The organism is Methylobacterium durans, assembly GCF_003173715.1.
Lineage (GTDB): Bacteria > Pseudomonadota > Alphaproteobacteria > Rhizobiales > Beijerinckiaceae > Methylobacterium > Methylobacterium durans.
This window is the reverse complement of the sequence record NZ_CP029550.1, coordinates 408,587-425,584: the sequence shown is the minus strand read 5'-3', so window position 1 is coordinate 425,584 and position 16,998 is coordinate 408,587. Positions and strand designations below refer to the sequence as shown.

Genomic DNA, 16,998 nt, shown 5'->3' with positions numbered 1-16,998 from the left:
TCATATGCCGCGGCATGCTAGGTTCGCCACAGCACGACGCCGAAAACCAGTCCCAGCAGAGCCTTGAGTCCCGTATGTGGGGTCCCCGTACCGACGTGCCGTCGCCCGCCGTCGCACCGCTGATCGACCCGTTCCAGCGGGCCATCACCTACCTTCGCATCTCTGTCACGGATCGCTGCGACCTGCGCTGCGTCTATTGCATGGCGGAGGAGATGCAGTTCCTGCCAAAGCGGGACCTGCTGTCGCTGGAGGAGCTCGACCGGGTCTGCGGCGTCTTCATCGACCGCGGCGTGCGCAAGCTCCGCATCACGGGCGGCGAGCCGCTGGTGCGGCGGGACATCATGCACCTGTTCCGGCGCCTCTCGCGCCATCTCGGCACCGGCGCCCTCGACGAGCTGACGCTCACGACGAACGGGACGCAGCTCGGCCGCTTCGCCGGTGAGCTGGCGGATCTCGGCGTGCGCCGGGTCAACGTCTCCCTCGACACGCTCGATCCGGACAAATTCCGGGCGGTGACGCGGCGCGGCGACCTCGGCGTGGTGCTCGACGGCATCGCGGCGGCGCGCCGCGCCGGCATCAAGGTCAAGATCAACGCGGTGGCGCTGAAGGGCGTCAACGAGGACGAGATCGCCGACATGATCGCCTGGGCGCACGGCGACGGCATGGACATGACGCTGATCGAGGTCATGCCGCTCGGCGAGATCGAGGGTGACCGGACCGACCAGTTCCTGCCCCTGTCGGTGGCGCGCGCCCGTCTGGAGAGCCGCTACACCCTGACGCCGCTGCCGGACCGGACCGGCGGCCCCGCGCGCTACGTGCGCGTCGCCGAGACGGGCGGGCGGCTCGGCTTCATCACGCCCCTGACCCACAATTTCTGCGAGAGCTGCAACCGCGTGCGCCTGACCTGCACGGGCAAGCTCTACATGTGCCTCGGACAGGAGGATGCGGCGGACCTGCGGGCGGCGCTGCGCGCCTCGCCGGATGACGAACTCGTCACGCAGACCATCCTCGAAGCGATCACCCGCAAGCCCAAGGGGCATGATTTCGTGATCGAGCGGGCGAAACCCGCCGTGCCGCGCCACATGAGCGTGACGGGCGGCTGAGCGCTTCCAACTCTCCCGTCCGGGAGAGATCGAGTCGGTGGAAGTGGACCGGGTGAGGGGTTCGCCCCATCCGGAAGCCTCGCATCCTTCACCCCAGCCCTCTCCCGAACGGGAGAGGGGACGCGTCGCGTCACTCGCTCACGATGACGCGGTTCGGCAACTCGTCGACATCGTCCGAGCCGGGTGGACAGGTCGCGGCGAGGATCGCGCCGACCGCCTGCACGGCGGCGATCAGCCCGGCCTCGGGCTCGCCGCGCCGCAGGGCGGCGAGCAGGGCGGTGATGGCCGCGTTCCAGGCGTCCGGGCCGACCGCGTTGAGGATACCCTCGTCGGCGACGATCTCGGCGTGGTGCTCGGCGAGCGCGAGGTGGATCAGCACGCCGGTGCGTCCGCGCGTCCGGCTGAGGCCCCGCTCCCAGAAGGCACGCTGCGCCGCCTCGCGGGCCCGCGCTCGGGTCACCCGGCGCGGGACGAGGCGCAGGCGAACGGTTTTGTTCAGCGTCGCGACGAGGACGACGAGGACGACGAGCGCCTGGGCGAGGGCGATGCTGGCCGCGCTCCAGCCCGTGAGCAGGATCAGCGGCCAGGGCAGCACCAGCGCGGCGACGAGGGCCGCCAGCAGGATCGCGGAGCGGTAGTAGCCTGTCCGGGCGCTGACCATCACGACGATCTCGCCCGCCGTGGCGCGCTCCGCCGCACCGATCGCCTCCGCGATCCGGGCCCGCGCCGCGGGCGGGAGGCTCTGTGTCACCCTACCAGTCACCGGATGCCCCTCCGCCCCCGAGGAACCGCCGCCGCCCGAGAAACCGCCGCCGTCGCCGTAACCTCCGGAGACGCCGCCGCTCCAGCCGCCCCCGAACCCGCCGGGGCTCGGACCCGGCAGAATGACGAAGCCGCCCCGCCGCCCCCGCTGCCCGCGCCCCATGCGCCAGACCAGGAGAAGGATGACGAGCAGAATGAGCACGAAGACCACGATTTCGGTCGGATCGGTCTCGTCGGAGCGCACCTCGGCCCGGCGGTGCCACTCGTCCGCGTCCCCGGACAGGATCGACAGCACCGCGTCGATGCCGGCCTCGATCCCGCCCGCGTAGTCGCCGGCCTTGAAGCGCGGCGTGATCGCGGTGGTGATGATCACCTTGGAGAGCGCGTCGGTCAGCGCGCCTTCGAGGCCGTATCCGACCTCGATCCGGACCTTGCGCTCGGTCGGCGCGACGACGAGCAGGGTGCCGTTGTTCGCCTTCTTCTGTCCGAGCTCCCAGGCCCGGAACAGGCGGTTGGCAAAGTCCTCGATCGTGGTGCCCTGCAGGCTCGGAACGGTCGCGACCACCACCTGATCGGAGGTCTTGTCCTCGTAGGCGTTCAGCTTCGCCTCGAGTCGCGCGCGCTCCTCGGGTTTGAGGATGCCGGCCGCGTCAACCACCCGCCCCGTCAGCGGCGGAAAGCTGAGCTCGGCGGCGAGCGCGGCCCAGAGGAACCACGGCAGGCAGGCCAGCGCCAGGACCGTGAGGGCGAGCCCGCGCGCCGCCCGCGACATCGCGCTCTCCCTAGAACTTGACGTTCGGCGGGCGCTCGGAATTCGGCGTCGCCGTGAAGGTCTCCATCGGCTTCGCGTCCGGATAGAGCCAGGCCGCGATCCAGCGACCGGGGATCGTGCGGACTTCGGTGTTGTAGGCCTGCACGGCCTGGATGTAGTCGCGGCGCGCCACCGCGATCCGGTTCTCGGTGCCTTCGAGCTGCGATTGCAGGGCGAGGAAGTTCTGGTTCGACTTGAGATCCGGGTAGCGCTCGACCGTCACGAGGAGGCGGCCCAGCGCGCCCGAGAGCTGGTTCTGCGCGTCCTGGAATTCCTTGAATTTCTGCGGGTCGCTCACGGTCGAGGCGTCGACCTTGACGCTCGTCGCCTTGGCGCGCGCCTCGACCACGCCCGTCAGAACGTCCTTCTCCTGCTGGGCGTAGCCCTTCACCGTCTCGACAAGGTTCGGGATCAGGTCGGCGCGCCGCTGATACTGGTTCTGGACTTCGCTCCAGGCCGATTTCGCCTGCTCCTGCAGGGTCGGCACTTGGTTGATCGCGCCGCAGCCGGACAGGCAGGTCGCGAACAGGATCGCCGCGAGCGCGCCGAGGATGCGCGCCAGGACGGGGCTGCGGGGGATCGCCTCGCTCGGGCCTGACGACATCGTGATCCTCCTCGCGCGACGGTGGCGTCGGCCGAGCTTGGCCTTGCCCTGCGACAGATAGGCAGCGCCCGGCGGGAGGGAAGAGTCCGGCGTGTGCAGACGCCGCGACGGCGCCATATCGACCGGGATGCTGCCCGACACTCCTATCATCCGCGTCGTCGATCTGGAGACCACCGGCGCGCGCGCCGGCAGCGACGGCGTCGTCGAGATCGGCTGGCAGGACGTCGAGCGGATCGGCAGCGCGTGGCGGATCGGCGCGGAGCGCGGCGCCCGCTACGTCGATCCGGAGCGGCCGATCCCCGCCCGGACCCAGGCCGTCCACCACATCCTCGACGCGGACGTCGCCGGCGCGCCGAACTGGCTCTCGGTGGCCCCCGGCGTGCTCGACCCGCCGGGGCGTCCGCTGATGGCGCTCGCCGCCCACCGGGCCGCCTTCGAGCGGCGCTGGTGCCGGGACGCGCTGACCGGGCGGCGCCCCTGGATCTGCACCTACAAATGCGCGCTGCGCCTCTGGCCGGACGAACCGTCGCACGCGAACCAGGCGCTGCGCTACGCTCGCAATCCGGAGGGGCTCGACCGGAGAGCGGGGCTCCCCGCGCACCGCGCCGGCCCGGATGCCTACGTCACCGCGCACCTCCTGCGCGAGATGCTGCGCGAGGCGCCGGTCGAGGCGCTTCTCGCCTGGACGCGGGAGCCCGCCCTGCTGCCGCGTGTCACCTTCGGCGAGCATCGCGGCCGGCGCTGGGACACGATGAGCGACGCGTTTCTCGCCGAGGTCCTGCGGCGCGGCGGCTTCGACGCCGACATCCGCTACACCGCGCGCCACGAGCAGTCGGTCCGCGCGCTGCGGCAGGGTCCGGCCGGGCCGCCGGCGCTGCTGCTCTGACCATACCGGCCGGCGCGGACCACACGCGCGGGTTGGGTCCGGCGGTTGACAACGCCGCGGCGGCGGTGCGCCATGCGGCCCATGGACGGAACGCTCGAAGCCGTGCCCGCAAAGCCGCGGATCGCGATCACCTACTGCACGCAGTGCAACTGGCTGCTCCGGTCCGCCTGGATGGCGCAGGAGCTTCTCTCGACCTTCCGCGACGACCTCGGCGAGGTGGCCCTGATCCCCGGAACGGGCGGCGTGTTCGCGATCGCGGTCGGGCCGGACACGGTCTGGGAGCGGGCGCAGGACGGAGGGTTTCCGGACATCAAGACCCTGAAGCAGCGCGTGCGGGACCGCCTCGACCCCGCCCGCGATCTCGGCCATATCGACCGCCCATGATCGCTGTCCGACAGATTCCGGTTCCGGCATCCTGGCGGCCCCCGGGTCGCGACGACGGCGACCGGGTGCCCGCGTGAGGCCCGATCTCGATAGCGCGAGCCCGGTCCCGGGCGCAGTCGGCCCCGCCGCGCGGCGGCCTCCCGGCCTCGCCGCTTCCTCGACCGGCTGGTCGACCGCGGGTTCTCGACGCAGGTCTATCTCGTCGCCCTCGTCATCGCGCTGATCGGCCCGGGCCTGATCTTCACCGCGATCCTGCTGATGCGATACGCGGCGGCCGAGCGCGCCCGCTTCGAGCAGGACGCCCGCGAGAACGTGCGCGGGATCGCCCTCTCGATCGACCGCGACACGGCCGGCCTCGTCTCGGTGCTGCAGACGCTGGCGACCTCGCCGCGCCTCAAGGACGGGGAGTTCGAGGCCTTCGACGCGCAGGCACGCCTGGTGCGCGACGCGATCGAGCTCGACATCGTGCTCCGCAAGCCCGACGGGCAGCAGGTGGTCAATACCGGCCTGAAGCGCAGCGCGCCGCTCCCGGTCTCGACGCTGCCGTTCGACCGGGAGATCGCCTCCGGCTCGCAGAGGGCCATGGTCTCGGGCATGATTCCCGGCGCCGTCCCGGGGCAGGGAACCTACGCGGTCGCGGTCCCGGTCCTCGTCGAGGGCGAGGTGACCTACATCCTCAGCTTCTCCGCGCCGGTGAGCCGACTCCAGTCGATCCTGGCGCGCGAGATCGTCGAGGGCTGGACGACCGGCATCTCGGACCGCGATTCCACCATCCTTGCGCGGCTTCCCGACAACGAGGCGCTCGTCGGGCGTCCGCGCCTCAGCACCCTGCGCGAGACGCAGACCGACACGCCCGGCGTCTGGGAGGGCAAGGACCGCGAGCGGCGGCCGGTGATCGTCGTGGAGGCGCGCTCGCGGCTGACCGGCTGGACGGTGGCGGCCAGCATCCCGCAATCCCTGGTCGATGCGCGCCTGCGCCGCTGGATCTGGGCCTTCGGCGGGTTCGGCCTCCTCGTCCTTGCGACGTCGTCGGCGCTCGCGGTCAACCTGTGGTCGCGGGTGTCGCGCCCGCTCCGCCTGCTCGCCGCCTCCGGCCCGGCGCTCGCCCGCGGCGAGGCGATCCCGCGCGTGGCCTCGCCAGTCCACGAGATCCGGCTCCTCGCCGACGTTCTCGCGGACGCCTCCCTGCGCATCCGGACGCGGGAGGAGGAGCGCGACCGGGCGCTCGGCGAGACGCGGCGCGGCCTCTCGGACCTCCGCGAGAGCGAGGCCCGCTTCCGCCACATGGCCGATTCGGCGCCGGCCCTGATCTGGATGACGGACGATGCCGGCAACGTCACCTTCGCCAACATGCATTTCGACCACATGTTCGGGATGCCGGCGACGGAGCTGGAGCACGAGGGGTGGAAGCGGATCGTCTATCCCGACGACCTCGAGACCTTTTCGGGGATCTTCAACGCGGCGTTCGAGGCCCGCGCCCCGTTCCGGATCGAGGTGCGCGTGATCGACAGCGAGGGCGCGGTGCGCTGGCTGCGCTGCGAGGGCGTGCCCCGCCTCAACGATGCCGGCACCTTCCTGGGCTACACGGGCTGCAACGTCGACATCACCGACGCGAAGCTCGCGGAGGAGCACCTGATCCTCCTGATCCACGAGCTCAACCACCGGGTGAAGAACACGCTGGCGACGGTGCAGTCGATCGCCGGCCAGTCTCTGCGGCGGCTCGAAGGCGACGAGGCGAAGGCCGCCCGCGCCGCCTTCGAGGCCCGGCTCCTGGCGCTCGCGCGCGTGCACGACGTGTTGACCCGCGAGAGCTGGGAGGGGGCGGAACTCGGCACGGTCGTCGCGGACGCGATCCGGCCCCTCGACGTCGCAGAGGGGCAATCGCGCTTCACGGTCTCGGGTCCCGCGCTCCGCCTGCCCCCGCGGCTCGCTCTGTCGATCGCGATGGCGCTGCACGAACTCGGGACGAACGCGGTCAAATACGGGTCGCTCTCCCGGGAGGGCGGCACGGTCGGGATCACCTGGTCGGTGCAGCGGGAGAAGGGCGAGACTCGCCTGTTCCTGCGCTGGACCGAGACCGGCGGCCCGCCGGTGACGCAGCCGACGCGGACGGGATTCGGCTCGCGCCTGATCGAGCGGAGCCTCGCGCGCGAGCTCGCCGGCGAGGTGCAGCTCCTGTTCGCCCCCACCGGCGTCGTCTGCACGATCGAGGCGCCGGTGCCGCCGCCCGGCCTGCTCGAGCGCCGCGGCGGGACGTCCCAGGCGATCGACGTGGCGGCGGTGGGCTAGGAGACCGCGCATCCCGGCCGCTTCATGGCGCCTGTCTCGAACCGCGTGTGCGCGTCTCAGCCCGGCCGCCGCGACGGCGTCAGGCGCAGGCCCGGGGCCGGGCGCTCCAGCAGAACCTCGCGGCGGAATCGGACGAGGCGGGCCGGCCGTCCGGCGTTGCCGCTCGTGACCCCTTCCGTCTCCTCGACGAGACCCTGCTGGGCGACGAGACGGCGGAAATTCTGCTTGTGGAGCTGGGTCCCCGCCAATGCCTCGACGGTCCGCTGCAGCTGGAACAGCGTGAAGGTCGGCGGCATCAGCTCGAACACGACCGGGCGGTACTTGATCTTGCCGCGCATGCGCCCGATCGCCGTCGCGAGCACGCGGCGATGGTCGAAGGCCATCGGCATGCCGGTCGGATCGCCCGGGACGGCCGCCCCGGCATTGCCTCCGGCCTCCGGGATCAGCCCGGCCTCGAACAGCAATTCGTAGCGTTCCAGCACCCGCTCCTCGTTCCAGGAGCCGCCCCCGAGCCCGAAGGTGAGGCCGAGCCGGTCCTCCCGCAGGCGCCGGAGCTTCGCGTCGGGGGCCTCCGCCGCCCAGGCCAGGAGCTTCGGCTCGATGGCGTCGAGCGCCTGCGGCCGGCCGTTGCGGAAATCCTCGTAGGGCAGGTAGCGGTACCAGTTGCGCCATGAGGCTTCCGCGAGCCCGCCGGGCCGCACCTCGCGCACGAGGGCGAGGTAGGCGACCGAGAGGGAATGGACGCCCTCGGAGCCGCCGACCTGCCGGTCGCGGTCGCCGAACGTGTAGAGCTGCTCGACGTAGCCGAGCCGCTGGTGCGTCTGCCGCTCCACCCAGGCGCGAAGGCCGCGCTCCAGCGTCGCGTGCTCGGGCACGAGCGGCCCCGCCGGCAATCCGTCGCTGCGCCCCTCCGCCTGCCCCGGAACCTGCACCGTCAGCGCCCGCGGCTCGCCCTCGGTCGCCGCCACGATGACCGCGACGAGTCCGACCGAGGAGGGGCTAGCGCCCGGCCGAACGCCTGTCGGGCGCATATCCGCCGTCGTCATGGCAGCGGGTGAACTCCCCTGGAGGGTCGGATTCGAGCGAGGACCGCGCCCGCGGTGGCCCGGCCGCGCCGCCGCAAACCGTGCGGGAGGCCGCCCACCCCACGCGACGTCACGTTGCTTTAGCCGCAGATCGCACCCCGGCGTCAACGCGGTGCGGCAATCGCGCGGGGGATGATCCGTGCAGGTGCGTCCGACACCCGTGCCCGGGCGACGCCGCAAGGACTTGCCAAGGGGCGCAGGCACTTGCCAAGGGGCGCAGGCACTTGCCAACGGGCGCAGGCACTTGCCAACGGGCGCGCAGGGCGCCTAACCCGGTCCGGCGGGCCGAGCCCCGCGACAGGAGCCGAGAACCGGATGCCGGAGTGCCCGAACACGCCCGATCTCGCGGGGAGGCGCGCGTGACCGCGCCCACCGTCGATCTGCGGGTCTACGGCATCCTCGACGTCGATGTCTGCGGCAGCGACGCGGGGCGCCTCGCGGCGATGGCGGCGGAGGCGATCGCCGGCGGCTGCACCCTGCTGCAATATCGCGAGAAGACGATCGACGACGCCCGCGCGGCGCTGGCCCGCATCCGCGCCATCCGCGCAGCGGCGGGCGGCCGCGTCCCGCTCCTCGTCAACGACAGGGTCGATCTCGCCCTCGCGGCCGAGGCCGAGGGCGTCCATCTCGGTCAGTCGGACCTGCACCCGGCCGATGCGCGCCGTCTCCTCGGCTCTGAAAAGATCATCGGAATCACGCTCAAGACCGGCGCGCAGGCCGACGAGCTCTACCGGCTTCCCATCGACTACGCCTGCATCGGCGGCGTCTTCGCCACGAAGAGCAAGGATAACCCGGACCCGCCGGTCGGGCTCGACGGCTTCCAGCGCATCGCCTTCCGGGCGCGGCTGGCCCGCGGCAGCGGGCTTCCGGTCGGCGCCATCGCCGGCATCGATTCGAGCAACGCCGCCGCGGTCGTGGCGGCCGGCGCGGACGGGGTGGCGCTGATCTCGGCTCTGTTCGGCGCGGAATCCGTCGAGGCGCGGGCGCGCGACCTCCGTGACCGGGTCGATGCGGCCCTGCGCACCCGCGGAGCCGCCCCGTGAGGACGCCGCTCGCCGTGACCATCGCGGGCTCGGATTCCGGCGGCGGCGCCGGCATCCAGGCCGATCTCAAGACCTTCTCGGCGCTCGGCGTCTACGGCGCGAGCGTCGTGACGGCCCTGACTGCGCAGAACACCCGCGGGGTCCAGGCGATCCACGACGTGCCGTCGACCTTCATCGCGGCGCAGATGGAGAGCGTCTTCTGCGATCTCGCGGTGACCGCGGCCAAGATCGGCATGCTCTCGCAAGCCTCCGTCATCGAGACCGTGGCCGACGGCCTCACCCGGCTCGCGCCGTCGCTCCCGGTCGTGCTCGATCCGGTGATGGTGGCGACGAGCGGTGACCGGCTGATCTCGGACGCGGCGATCGACACGCTCCGCCGCCGGCTCCTGCCGCAGGTGGATCTCATCACGCCGAATCTGCCCGAGGCGGCGGCCCTCCTCGGCGAGGCCATCGCCGACCGGGAGAACGCGGCGGTGGCGCAGGGGCGCCGCCTCCTCGGCCTCGGCGCGCGGGCCGTGCTGATCAAGGGTGGCCACGCGGAGGGCAGCGAGAGCGTCGATCACCTCCTGATGCGGGACGGGACCCTGCGCCGCCTCGCGACCGCGCGCCTGCCGACCGCGAACACCCACGGGACAGGCTGCACCCTGTCCGCGGCCATCGCGGCGGGTCTGGCGAAGGGCCTGCCGATGCCGGAGGCGGTGGCTCAAGCGAAGACCTACGTCACGGCCGCCATCGCCGCCGCGGACACGCTGCAGGTCGGGCACGGGCACGGGCCGGTGCACCATTTCCACGCGCTCTGGTGTTGATTGCTCTGCCAGGCTCGGCGTCCGTCCCCATCGTCCGGCAAAGGATTCTCCCACGGTTCCGGCAGCGTCCTGCCTTGCATCCACCGATGGATTGCGTTTGAATTAGCGTACGATCGTTCGATGAATGGAACGATGCGGGTGGATTCGGGGCGATGCAGGATCAGGCGGAACGGCTGGAGCGGGTGCGGCAGAAGGATTTCCTGAGCGGGGCTCAGGTGCTGTCCGGCCAGCTCGGCAAGACGATCCAGCGCCTGCGCAAGGCCTACAACTTGTCTCTGTCGGAACTCGCCGAGCAATCAGGCGTCGCCAAGTCGATCATCAGCCAGATCGAGCGGAACGAGACCAACCCGACGCTCGCCACGATCTGGCGCCTGAGCCAAGCGCTCGACGTGTCGATCGAGCGGGTGCTGGCGACCGGCGACGAGGAGCCGTTCATCGAGCGCATCTCCCGCGCCGACACGCCGATTCTCGTCTCGGAGGACGGCAAGGTGCGGCTCGCGATCATCGGCTGGATCAAGACCGTCGAGTGGCTGCAATGGTACGACGTCTCGGCGGATGCCGGCGGCGTCCTCGATTCCGATCCGCACCAGCGGGGCTCCGTGGAATCGCTGTCGGTGATCGAGGGCGTGTTCGAGGTCGACGTGAGCGGCAGCGTGCAGCGGGCGCGGGCCGGCGAGACCCTGCGCTACCGCTGCGACCGGCCGCACTCGGTGCGCTGCGTCGGCGAGATGCCCGGCCGGGCGACCATGGTCGTGATCATGAAGGCCGCGGTGATGGAGTGATCCGCGAGGCGCGGCCTCTGCCGAACGAGCGGGGACCGACCCGCGGGCGGAATGCGGCCGGCTAGCGCCCCGAATTCACCCAGCGCACCATCTCGGCGAGCACCTGCGCGAGCGCGGCGTCGAGCGCCACCGCAGCGCTGCCGGCATCGACTTTCTGGACCGGCACCCGCGCCTGGAACACCCGGGCCGCAGCAACGCGCCCGCTGCCCTCCGCGATCAGCTTCGCCGAGAGATCGACCACGGCCTCGCCCGAGCCTGCCGCGATGTCGAAGGCGCGGATCTCGCTGATGAGCTGGTAATCCGCGACGATCTTGTCGCCGGGGCGGCTTACCGAGCGCAGGCGCCCGGAATTCTCCAGGCTCTGGATCAGGCGCGTTTGCACCAAGCGGGGCAGTCGGTCCGCCCACTGGCCGCCGCCGAGGAAGGAGAGGGCACCGCCCGGCTCCCGCACGATGATGCGGTCGGCCTCGAAGGGCTGGATGCCCACCGGCTCGGATACCACGATCGAGCGCGCCGACGCTGCCGTATGCCCCGACGCCGGCAGGGCCGCGAGGTCGAAGGTCAGGGGCGCGGAGCCGCCGCAGCCGCCGAGCGCGGCCGCGAGGAGCGTCGCGCCGAGCGCGAGGGCGGGGGATCGGACGGTCATCCGGTGGACCTGGGAATCTCCTGACGCCGCGCGGAGGCGGCGAGGGGAAACTACGGCAAAGCTGGAAACGTGCCGTGCGGGCGGGCACATCGGCGGGCAGGAATCAGGAATTACCGCCCACCGTTGTATTCGGGCAACGAGGGCTTACCACCGAAGATGACCTGCGAGGGGTCGCGCTCGAGGCTCTTCACGGTCCGGTTGAGCGTGTTGAGCGTGCGCTGACCGTCGGTTGAGAGAGCCTCGACCTCGCGGCGGCCGGTGCCGCTCAGGCGGTTGAAGCTCGTGGCGATGTTGGCGGTCCGCTTGTCGAGATTCTCGGAGAGCGTGCGAAAGGCGCGGCCCGCGTCGCGGACGGAGACGGCGGCCTCGCGCACCTCCGCGAAGGTGCTGGTGCCGGCCTCGCCTGAGGCCGAGCCGAGGAAGCTCTCGGCTCCCTTCAGCACGCCGTCGATCCGGTCGGCCGAGGCGTTGAGCTTGGCCGCGAGCGTACGCGCGTCGTGGAGGCCCGCCTCGATGTCGGGGCTCGCCGCGCTGAGGGCTGCGGAGAAGCGGTCGGCGTTGTCGACGACGCGGTTCACCTTCTGCCCGTCGATCGCCCGGACGAGGCCGCTGATCGAGGGGCCGGCATCGGCCAGGGTCTTCGAGAAGGCCTCGACGTTGGCGAGCGTCCGGTTGATCGCGCCCTCGTTGCCGGCGACCACCTTATCGAGGCGCTGCAGCACGTCGTCGGCCCGCTGCGCGATCTGCTTGGCGGCGGCCAGCATGTCCTGGATGTCGGAGGAATCGGCGAAGATGGTCGGCATCTGTTCGCCGGTGCCGGCCGGCAGGGGCGGCGCGTCCGCGTTGCCGCCACTCAGCGCGATCACGGAGACGCCGGTGAGCAGCGCGGAATCCAGCCGCGCGCGGGTGTCGGCGCGCAGGGGCGTCGAGGGGGCGACGTTGATCAGCGCGATCACGCGGCGCGGGTCCTGCGGAAGCAGCCGCACATCCGTCACCTCGCCGACCTTGATGCCGTTGAAGGTGACGCTGGAGCCCTTCGCGAGCCCGCCGACGCTGCCCGAGAAGACGATGCGCACGGCTTGCGACACCTGCCGTGCGGAACCGCCCTGCAGCCAGAACACGAAGCCGAAGCCGGCGACGATCACCGCCAGGGTGAAGGCGCCGATCAGCGCGAAGTTCGCACGCGTTTCCATCGGATCAGCGGTGTCCCGGATCGGCGAGGGCGGGGCGGTGCGTCAGCGCACGCCGCCCGCCGACGCGAGGGCGCGGCGTGCATTCAGACATGGGCATGCTCCCGCCGCGCGAGGGGCTCCCCGACGACGATGGAGCGGGCTCGCTTGCCGTGGAAGTAGGAGCGCAGCCACGGATGGTCGGAGGCGAGCATCGCATCGATCGGGCCCTCCGCGATGATCTGGCCGTCGCCGAGGGCGGCGATCCGGTCGCAGGCCGTGTAGAGACTGTCGAGATCGTGCGTCACCATGAAGACGGTGAGGCCCAGTGTCTGCTTCAGGGTGGCGACGAGCTCGTCGAACTCGCCCGCTCCGATCGGGTCGAGGCCGGAGGTCGGCTCGTCGAGGAACAGGATCTCGGGGTCGAGGGCGAGCGCCCGGGCGAGCGCCGCGCGCTTGATCATGCCGCCGGAGAGTTCCGAGGGCAGCTTGTCGGCGGCGTCGGGCTTCAGGCCCACCATCTCGATCTTGAGGCGCGCAAATTCGTCGAGCAGGCGCTCGGAAAGATTCAGATGCTCGCGCATCGGCATCTGGATGTTCTGCTTGACCGTGAGCGCCGAGAACAGGGCCCCCTGCTGGAACAGCACGCCCCAGCGCTGCTCGATCCGGCGGCGGCGGGCGAGGCTCATCCCGTCCACGTTCTCGCCGAAGACCTCGATGCTGCCCGAGCGCTTCGGCACGAGGCCGAGGATGGTGCGGGTCAGGACCGACTTGCCCTGGCCGGAGGGACCGACGAAGCCGAGGATCTCGCCCCGCCGGACGTCGAGGTTCAGCCCCTTCAGCACCGTGCGGTCGCGAAAACCCACGACGAGGTCGCGCACGCGGATGATCGCGTCGCCGGCGGGGCTGGTCGTGGTGCGCGCGAGGTCGGACACGTGGTTTAGAAATCGATAGCCGCGAAGAACACCGCGAAGAGTCCATCAAGCACGATGACCATGAAGATTGACTTGACGACTGAGGCGGTGACGTGGCGGCCGAGGGATTCGGCGGACCCCTCCACCTCGAAGCCCTCGATCGTCGCGATGATGCCGATGATGAGCGCCATGAAGGGCGCCTTGATGAGCCCGACCGCGACGTGGTGGAGGGAGATCGCCGCCTGAAGGCGCGAGAGGAAAGCCTCCACCGTCATGCCGCCGTAGAGCATCGCGGTGAGGCCGCCGCCCGCGAGCGCGGCCAGCGAGGCGATCAGCGCCAGCATGGGCAGGCCGACGACGAGGGCGAGGATGCGCGGCACGATCAGGATCTCGATCGGGTCGAGGCCCATCACCCGGAGCGCGTCCACCTCCTCGCGCATGCGCATCGAGCCGATTTCGGCCGTGAAGGCGGAACCCGAGCGGCCCGCCACCATGATCGAGGTCAGCAGCACGCCGAGTTCGCGCAGGATCAGGAGCCCGATCAGGTTGACGACGAAGGTCTGCGCCCCGAAGCGCTGGAGCTGGAAGATGCCCTGCTGCGCGACGATGCCGCCGACGAGGAACGAGATCAGCACGATGATCGGCACGCCGCGGAAGGCGACCTGATCGATCTGGTTGACGAAGGCGGTGCCGCGGAAGGTGCTCGGCCGCGACGCGACGCGCAGGCAGGCGAGCACGACCTCGCCGAGAAAGGCGAGGCCGGTCACGAAATCGGTCCTGGCCGCCACCACGCGGCGCCCGAGATCGTCGAGGAAGCCGTAGATCCGGCCGTGCCGCCGCTGCGGCGGGCTCTCCGGCTCGCGCAGGCCCATCTCGCCGAGGAGGATGCGGTGCTCGGGGCTCGCCCCCGCGTAGGCGAGGCGGCTGCCCGCCTCCTCGATCTCGCCCGGGTCCGTTCCAGCACCCAGGCGCCGAGGGTGTCGAGCCGCTCGATCCGGCCGAGATCGATCAGAACCGGGCCGGCGGCGGCCTGGGCGGCGATGCGGGCCGCCGCGGCCTCGACGGCGGGCGCCTGATCCGCGGTCCAGCGGCCGCCCAGCACGACGCGGCCGCTGCCCGGATCAGGGGTCGCGGAGGCCGCCTCGCTCAGCATCGTGCCGTCCTCGGTCCGCACGAACCGCGTCTCCCGTTCCCCGTCATCATGCTGAAGGAACGGTTACTATAACGTCTCCGGGCCCGCCGTGCCAAACGGCCCCGCTGGCGGCCTGCGCGCCGCGCGTGACGCGGCCAGGGTCAGCCCGAGCCCGGCGAGCGCGAGGGGCGCCATCAGCGCGAAGGCGAGCGCTCCGCCGTCGCGGTAGGCGAGCCCGCTCAGGAGCGTGGCGCTCGCCGCCGCCAGGGCGTTCACGGCGCTCAACGTCCCCTGGGCCCGCCCCCGCGCGCCCTCCGGAGCGAAGGCGGACACGGCCGCCATCGCGCCGAGCTGCGTCGCGCCGAAGGTGAGGCCGTGCAGGCACTGGAGCGCGATCACCATCGCCAGCTCGGTGCCGTAGAGCGTCATCCCGGCGGACCGCAGGAGGGCGGCGCCTCCCCCGAGGGCGAGAAGGCGGAAGGGCGTGCGCCAGCGCGCCGGCGCGAGGCCGATCAGGGCGAAGAGCACGATCTCGGCCCCGACGCCGATCGCCCAGAGCGTGCCGACCCAGGCCGTCGCGATCCCGTGCGCGGTCCAGTAGAGGCTGCCGAAGCCGTAGATCGCGGCGTGGCTCGCCTGGATGGACGCCGCCGCGAGGATGCAGAGCCAGAGACGGGCCGGCAGGCGCGGGCGTGCCTCGCCGGCAGGGGGCGTCGGAGACGCCGAGGCCACCGTGCGGCTGGCATAGGCGACGAGGCTCGCGATCAGGGCCAGCCCGGTCAGGAGGAGGGGGACGGCCAGCGCCTCGCCGAGCGCTCCGAGGAGGGCGCCGCCGAGCATGTTCGCGGCGAGGAAGGCCACTGATCCCGACAGGCGGATGCGCGCGTAGTCGAGACGCGGCTCGCGTCGCACCGCGGCCAGCGTCAGGTAGTCGATGCTCGGCACGAGCGGCGCGGCCGCGACCGCGTTCAGCACCGTCAGCGCGGCGAGGAGCAGCCAGCCGAGGCCGGCTCCGGCCGGCATCAGCCCGTAGGTGAGGGCGACGCCGAGGCTGCCGGCCATCAGCAGCGTCCGCGCCGAAACGCCCCGGTCGATCAGGCCGACGAGCGGCGCCGTGGCCACGATCCGCGTCGCGATCGGGAGGGCCAGCAGCAGGCCGATGATCGAGGCGTCGAGCCCGAGCGCGCCGAGCCAGAGCGGCATGAACGGCATCGCGATGCCGATCTCGACGAAGACGACGGCGTAGAGGAGGGACAGGCGAAGGGCGCCGGTGGGGCGGGCACGGATAGGGGCGGGGGCAAGGGCGGCGGATCGAGCCGGGATCGCATGCGTAAGCACGCGTTAAACACGGTCTGTCAAATTGAGCGGGCCTGAACGTGGGCCGGGACCGCTTGGTCTTCGAGACAACCCGAGGCTGTGTTCGATGTCAGGTTCCCAGTCGCTCAGCACGATCGAGGTGTCCGAGTACGATCGGATCGAGGCGACGATGAGCGAGAGCGCCCGCGGGCGCTGGTTCCTCGCCGAGTACGCGCGGCGCAACCGCAGCGCCGACACCGACATGCTGCTCGGCGCGATCGGCCGCCTGGAGAACGCGGTCAGCGGCGAGCGCGGCCTCGACGGAGTCGGGCGCCTGCGCGGCGACCTGATGGAGATGGCCAACGCCATCGCGCGGACCAAGGCCGAGATCGCTGCGATCAGCGCCCCGGACCAGGATCAGACCCGCCTCAGCGTCGCCTCGGAGGCCCTCGACGCGATCGTGCGGGCGACGGAGCGCGCCACCTCGGACATCCTCGGCGCGGCCGAGGAGGTGCAGGAATCCGCCTGGACGCTGCGCGAGAGCGGCGCGGACGCGGCGATCTGCGACGAGCTCGACCGGCGCGCCACTCAGATCTACACCGCCTGCTCGTTCCAGGATCTGACCGCCCAGCGCACGAGCCGGATCGTGCACACGCTGCGCTACCTGGAGGAGCGCCTGATCGCCATGATCGGCATCTGGGGCGACGACACCCTGGAGATCCCGCCCGCCCCCGGGGAGGGCGGCTCGCGCCCCGCCGTCGAATCCGCGGCGGTCGATCTCTGCCAGAGCGACGTCGACCGCTTCATCGACATGGAGGCCGCCGACGCGATGACCACGCTGCGGCCGCCGATCGCAGAGGTGATCCCCCTCCACGAAGACCTCGCCTTCGTCCCGGCCGAGCCGGAGGCCGCGACGGACGGCCTCGACGCGTCGGAGACGGATCTCGGGTTTGAGGAGACGGAGAATTTTGATGGCGAGACCGCCGCCGACGAAGCCGGGCATGCCGTCCTGACCTTCGAGATCGAGCCCCAGTTCGATCTCCGTCCGCCGACCGCCCTGGTTGCCCTCCCGGCGGAGCCGGCGGGTGTCCTCGCGCTCGACGAGGCCCTCGATTTCGCCGACATCGACGCGCTGAGCATCGAGGAGAAGCTCCGGCTGTTCTCCTGATCCGGCCGGCGCGGCCCCGGGTGCCGCGTCCCGCAATCGAGACTTGCGCGCGGGCGCCGCGCACTTAAGTCCGCCTGACCGGCGACGCGTTCGGCCCACGGGCCCGCCGACGCGGCCC

General features: G+C 71.7%; 15 protein-coding genes and 2 pseudogenes. 8 read left to right on the top strand and 9 right to left on the bottom strand.

Annotated features, from left to right (window positions below):
- Positions 1–74 precede the first annotated feature (74 nt).
- Entirely contained in the window at positions 75–1,103 is a 1,029-nt protein-coding gene (gene moaA / locus DK389_RS01875) for a GTP 3',8-cyclase MoaA (protein WP_109887151.1), read from the top strand.
- A 130-nt stretch (positions 1,104–1,233) separates the two neighbouring features.
- Here the strand turns inward: moaA and DK389_RS01870 are convergent, their stop codons facing one another.
- The 3 genes and pseudogenes from DK389_RS01870 to DK389_RS01860 form a co-directional block, all read right to left on the bottom strand.
- On the bottom strand, positions 1,234–1,764 hold the full coding sequence (locus DK389_RS01870; protein WP_335645566.1) for a TPM domain-containing protein: 531 nt from the start codon (positions 1,762–1,764) through the stop codon (positions 1,234–1,236).
- A 91-nt stretch (positions 1,765–1,855) separates the two neighbouring features.
- A pseudogene (locus DK389_RS01865) lies at positions 1,856–2,637 on the bottom strand (TPM domain-containing protein).
- Between the two features lie 10 nt (positions 2,638–2,647).
- Positions 2,648–3,280 (bottom strand): LemA family protein, encoded by a 633-nt coding sequence (locus tag DK389_RS01860; protein ID WP_109895916.1) that lies wholly within the window; start codon positions 3,278–3,280, stop codon positions 2,648–2,650.
- 91 nt (positions 3,281–3,371) lie between these two features.
- Between DK389_RS01860 and DK389_RS01855 the strand changes: the two genes are divergently transcribed.
- From DK389_RS01855 to DK389_RS01845, 3 genes are all read left to right on the top strand, one after another.
- The gene (locus DK389_RS01855; RefSeq protein WP_236960526.1) at positions 3,372–4,166 is read left to right on the top strand and encodes a 3'-5' exonuclease; all 795 of its coding nucleotides are present in this window, start codon (positions 3,372–3,374) and stop codon (positions 4,164–4,166) included.
- Positions 4,167–4,247: 81 nt separating this feature from the next.
- Positions 4,248–4,550 carry an Rdx family protein gene (locus DK389_RS01850; protein WP_109887145.1) on the top strand — a complete coding sequence of 101 codons (303 nt, stop codon included), beginning with the start codon at positions 4,248–4,250 and terminating at the stop codon, positions 4,548–4,550.
- Positions 4,551–4,715: 165 nt separating this feature from the next.
- Positions 4,716–6,839, top strand: a complete 2,124-nt coding sequence (locus DK389_RS01845) for a sensor histidine kinase (protein WP_236961120.1) — start codon at positions 4,716–4,718, stop codon at positions 6,837–6,839.
- Positions 6,840–6,895: 56 nt separating this feature from the next.
- On the opposite strand, the gene DK389_RS01840 is transcribed toward DK389_RS01845, so the two are convergent.
- A complete protein-coding gene (locus DK389_RS01840; protein WP_109887142.1) occupies positions 6,896–7,885 on the bottom strand; it encodes an NUDIX hydrolase in 990 nt (329 codons plus the stop codon).
- A 398-nt stretch (positions 7,886–8,283) separates the two neighbouring features.
- Here DK389_RS01840 and thiE point away from each other — a divergent pair, with 398 nt between their 5' ends.
- The 3 genes from thiE (at position 8,284) to DK389_RS01825 (ending at position 10,555) form a co-directional block, all read left to right on the top strand.
- Positions 8,284–8,967: a thiamine phosphate synthase gene (gene thiE, locus DK389_RS01835; RefSeq protein ID WP_236960524.1), complete on the top strand. Its 684-nt coding sequence runs from the start codon at positions 8,284–8,286 to the stop codon at positions 8,965–8,967.
- Entirely contained in the window at positions 8,964–9,773 is an 810-nt protein-coding gene (gene thiD, locus DK389_RS01830; protein WP_109887138.1) for a bifunctional hydroxymethylpyrimidine kinase/phosphomethylpyrimidine kinase, read from the top strand. Before thiE ends, thiD begins: the two co-directional genes overlap by 4 nt.
- Positions 9,774–9,925: 152 nt before the next feature.
- On the top strand, positions 9,926–10,555 hold the full coding sequence (locus DK389_RS01825; protein WP_109887136.1) for a helix-turn-helix domain-containing protein: 630 nt from the start codon (positions 9,926–9,928) through the stop codon (positions 10,553–10,555).
- A 61-nt stretch (positions 10,556–10,616) separates the two neighbouring features.
- Here DK389_RS01825 and DK389_RS01820 read toward each other — a convergent pair whose 3' ends face one another.
- The 5 genes and pseudogenes from DK389_RS01820 to DK389_RS01800 form a co-directional block, all read right to left on the bottom strand.
- Positions 10,617–11,201, bottom strand: a complete 585-nt coding sequence (locus tag DK389_RS01820; RefSeq protein WP_109887135.1) for an ABC-type transport auxiliary lipoprotein family protein — start codon at positions 11,199–11,201, stop codon at positions 10,617–10,619.
- A 110-nt stretch (positions 11,202–11,311) separates the two neighbouring features.
- Entirely contained in the window at positions 11,312–12,394 is a 1,083-nt protein-coding gene (locus DK389_RS01815; protein ID WP_109887133.1) for an MlaD family protein, read from the bottom strand.
- An 83-nt stretch (positions 12,395–12,477) separates the two neighbouring features.
- Positions 12,478–13,305, bottom strand: a complete 828-nt coding sequence (locus tag DK389_RS01810; protein ID WP_236960522.1) for an ABC transporter ATP-binding protein — start codon at positions 13,303–13,305, stop codon at positions 12,478–12,480.
- A 5-nt stretch (positions 13,306–13,310) separates the two neighbouring features.
- Positions 13,311–14,437 (bottom strand): annotated as a pseudogene (locus DK389_RS01805) (ABC transporter permease).
- A gap of 66 nt (positions 14,438–14,503) precedes the next feature.
- Positions 14,504–15,754 carry an MFS transporter gene (locus tag DK389_RS01800; RefSeq protein WP_418291998.1) on the bottom strand — a complete coding sequence of 417 codons (1,251 nt, stop codon included), beginning with the start codon at positions 15,752–15,754 and terminating at the stop codon, positions 14,504–14,506.
- 85 nt (positions 15,755–15,839) lie between these two features.
- Between DK389_RS01800 and DK389_RS01795 the strand changes: the two genes are divergently transcribed.
- Complete coding sequence (locus DK389_RS01795) at positions 15,840–16,880, top strand: hypothetical protein (protein WP_109887131.1); 1,041 nt, start codon at positions 15,840–15,842, stop codon at positions 16,878–16,880.
- The last annotated feature ends 118 nt before the right edge of the window (positions 16,881–16,998 follow it).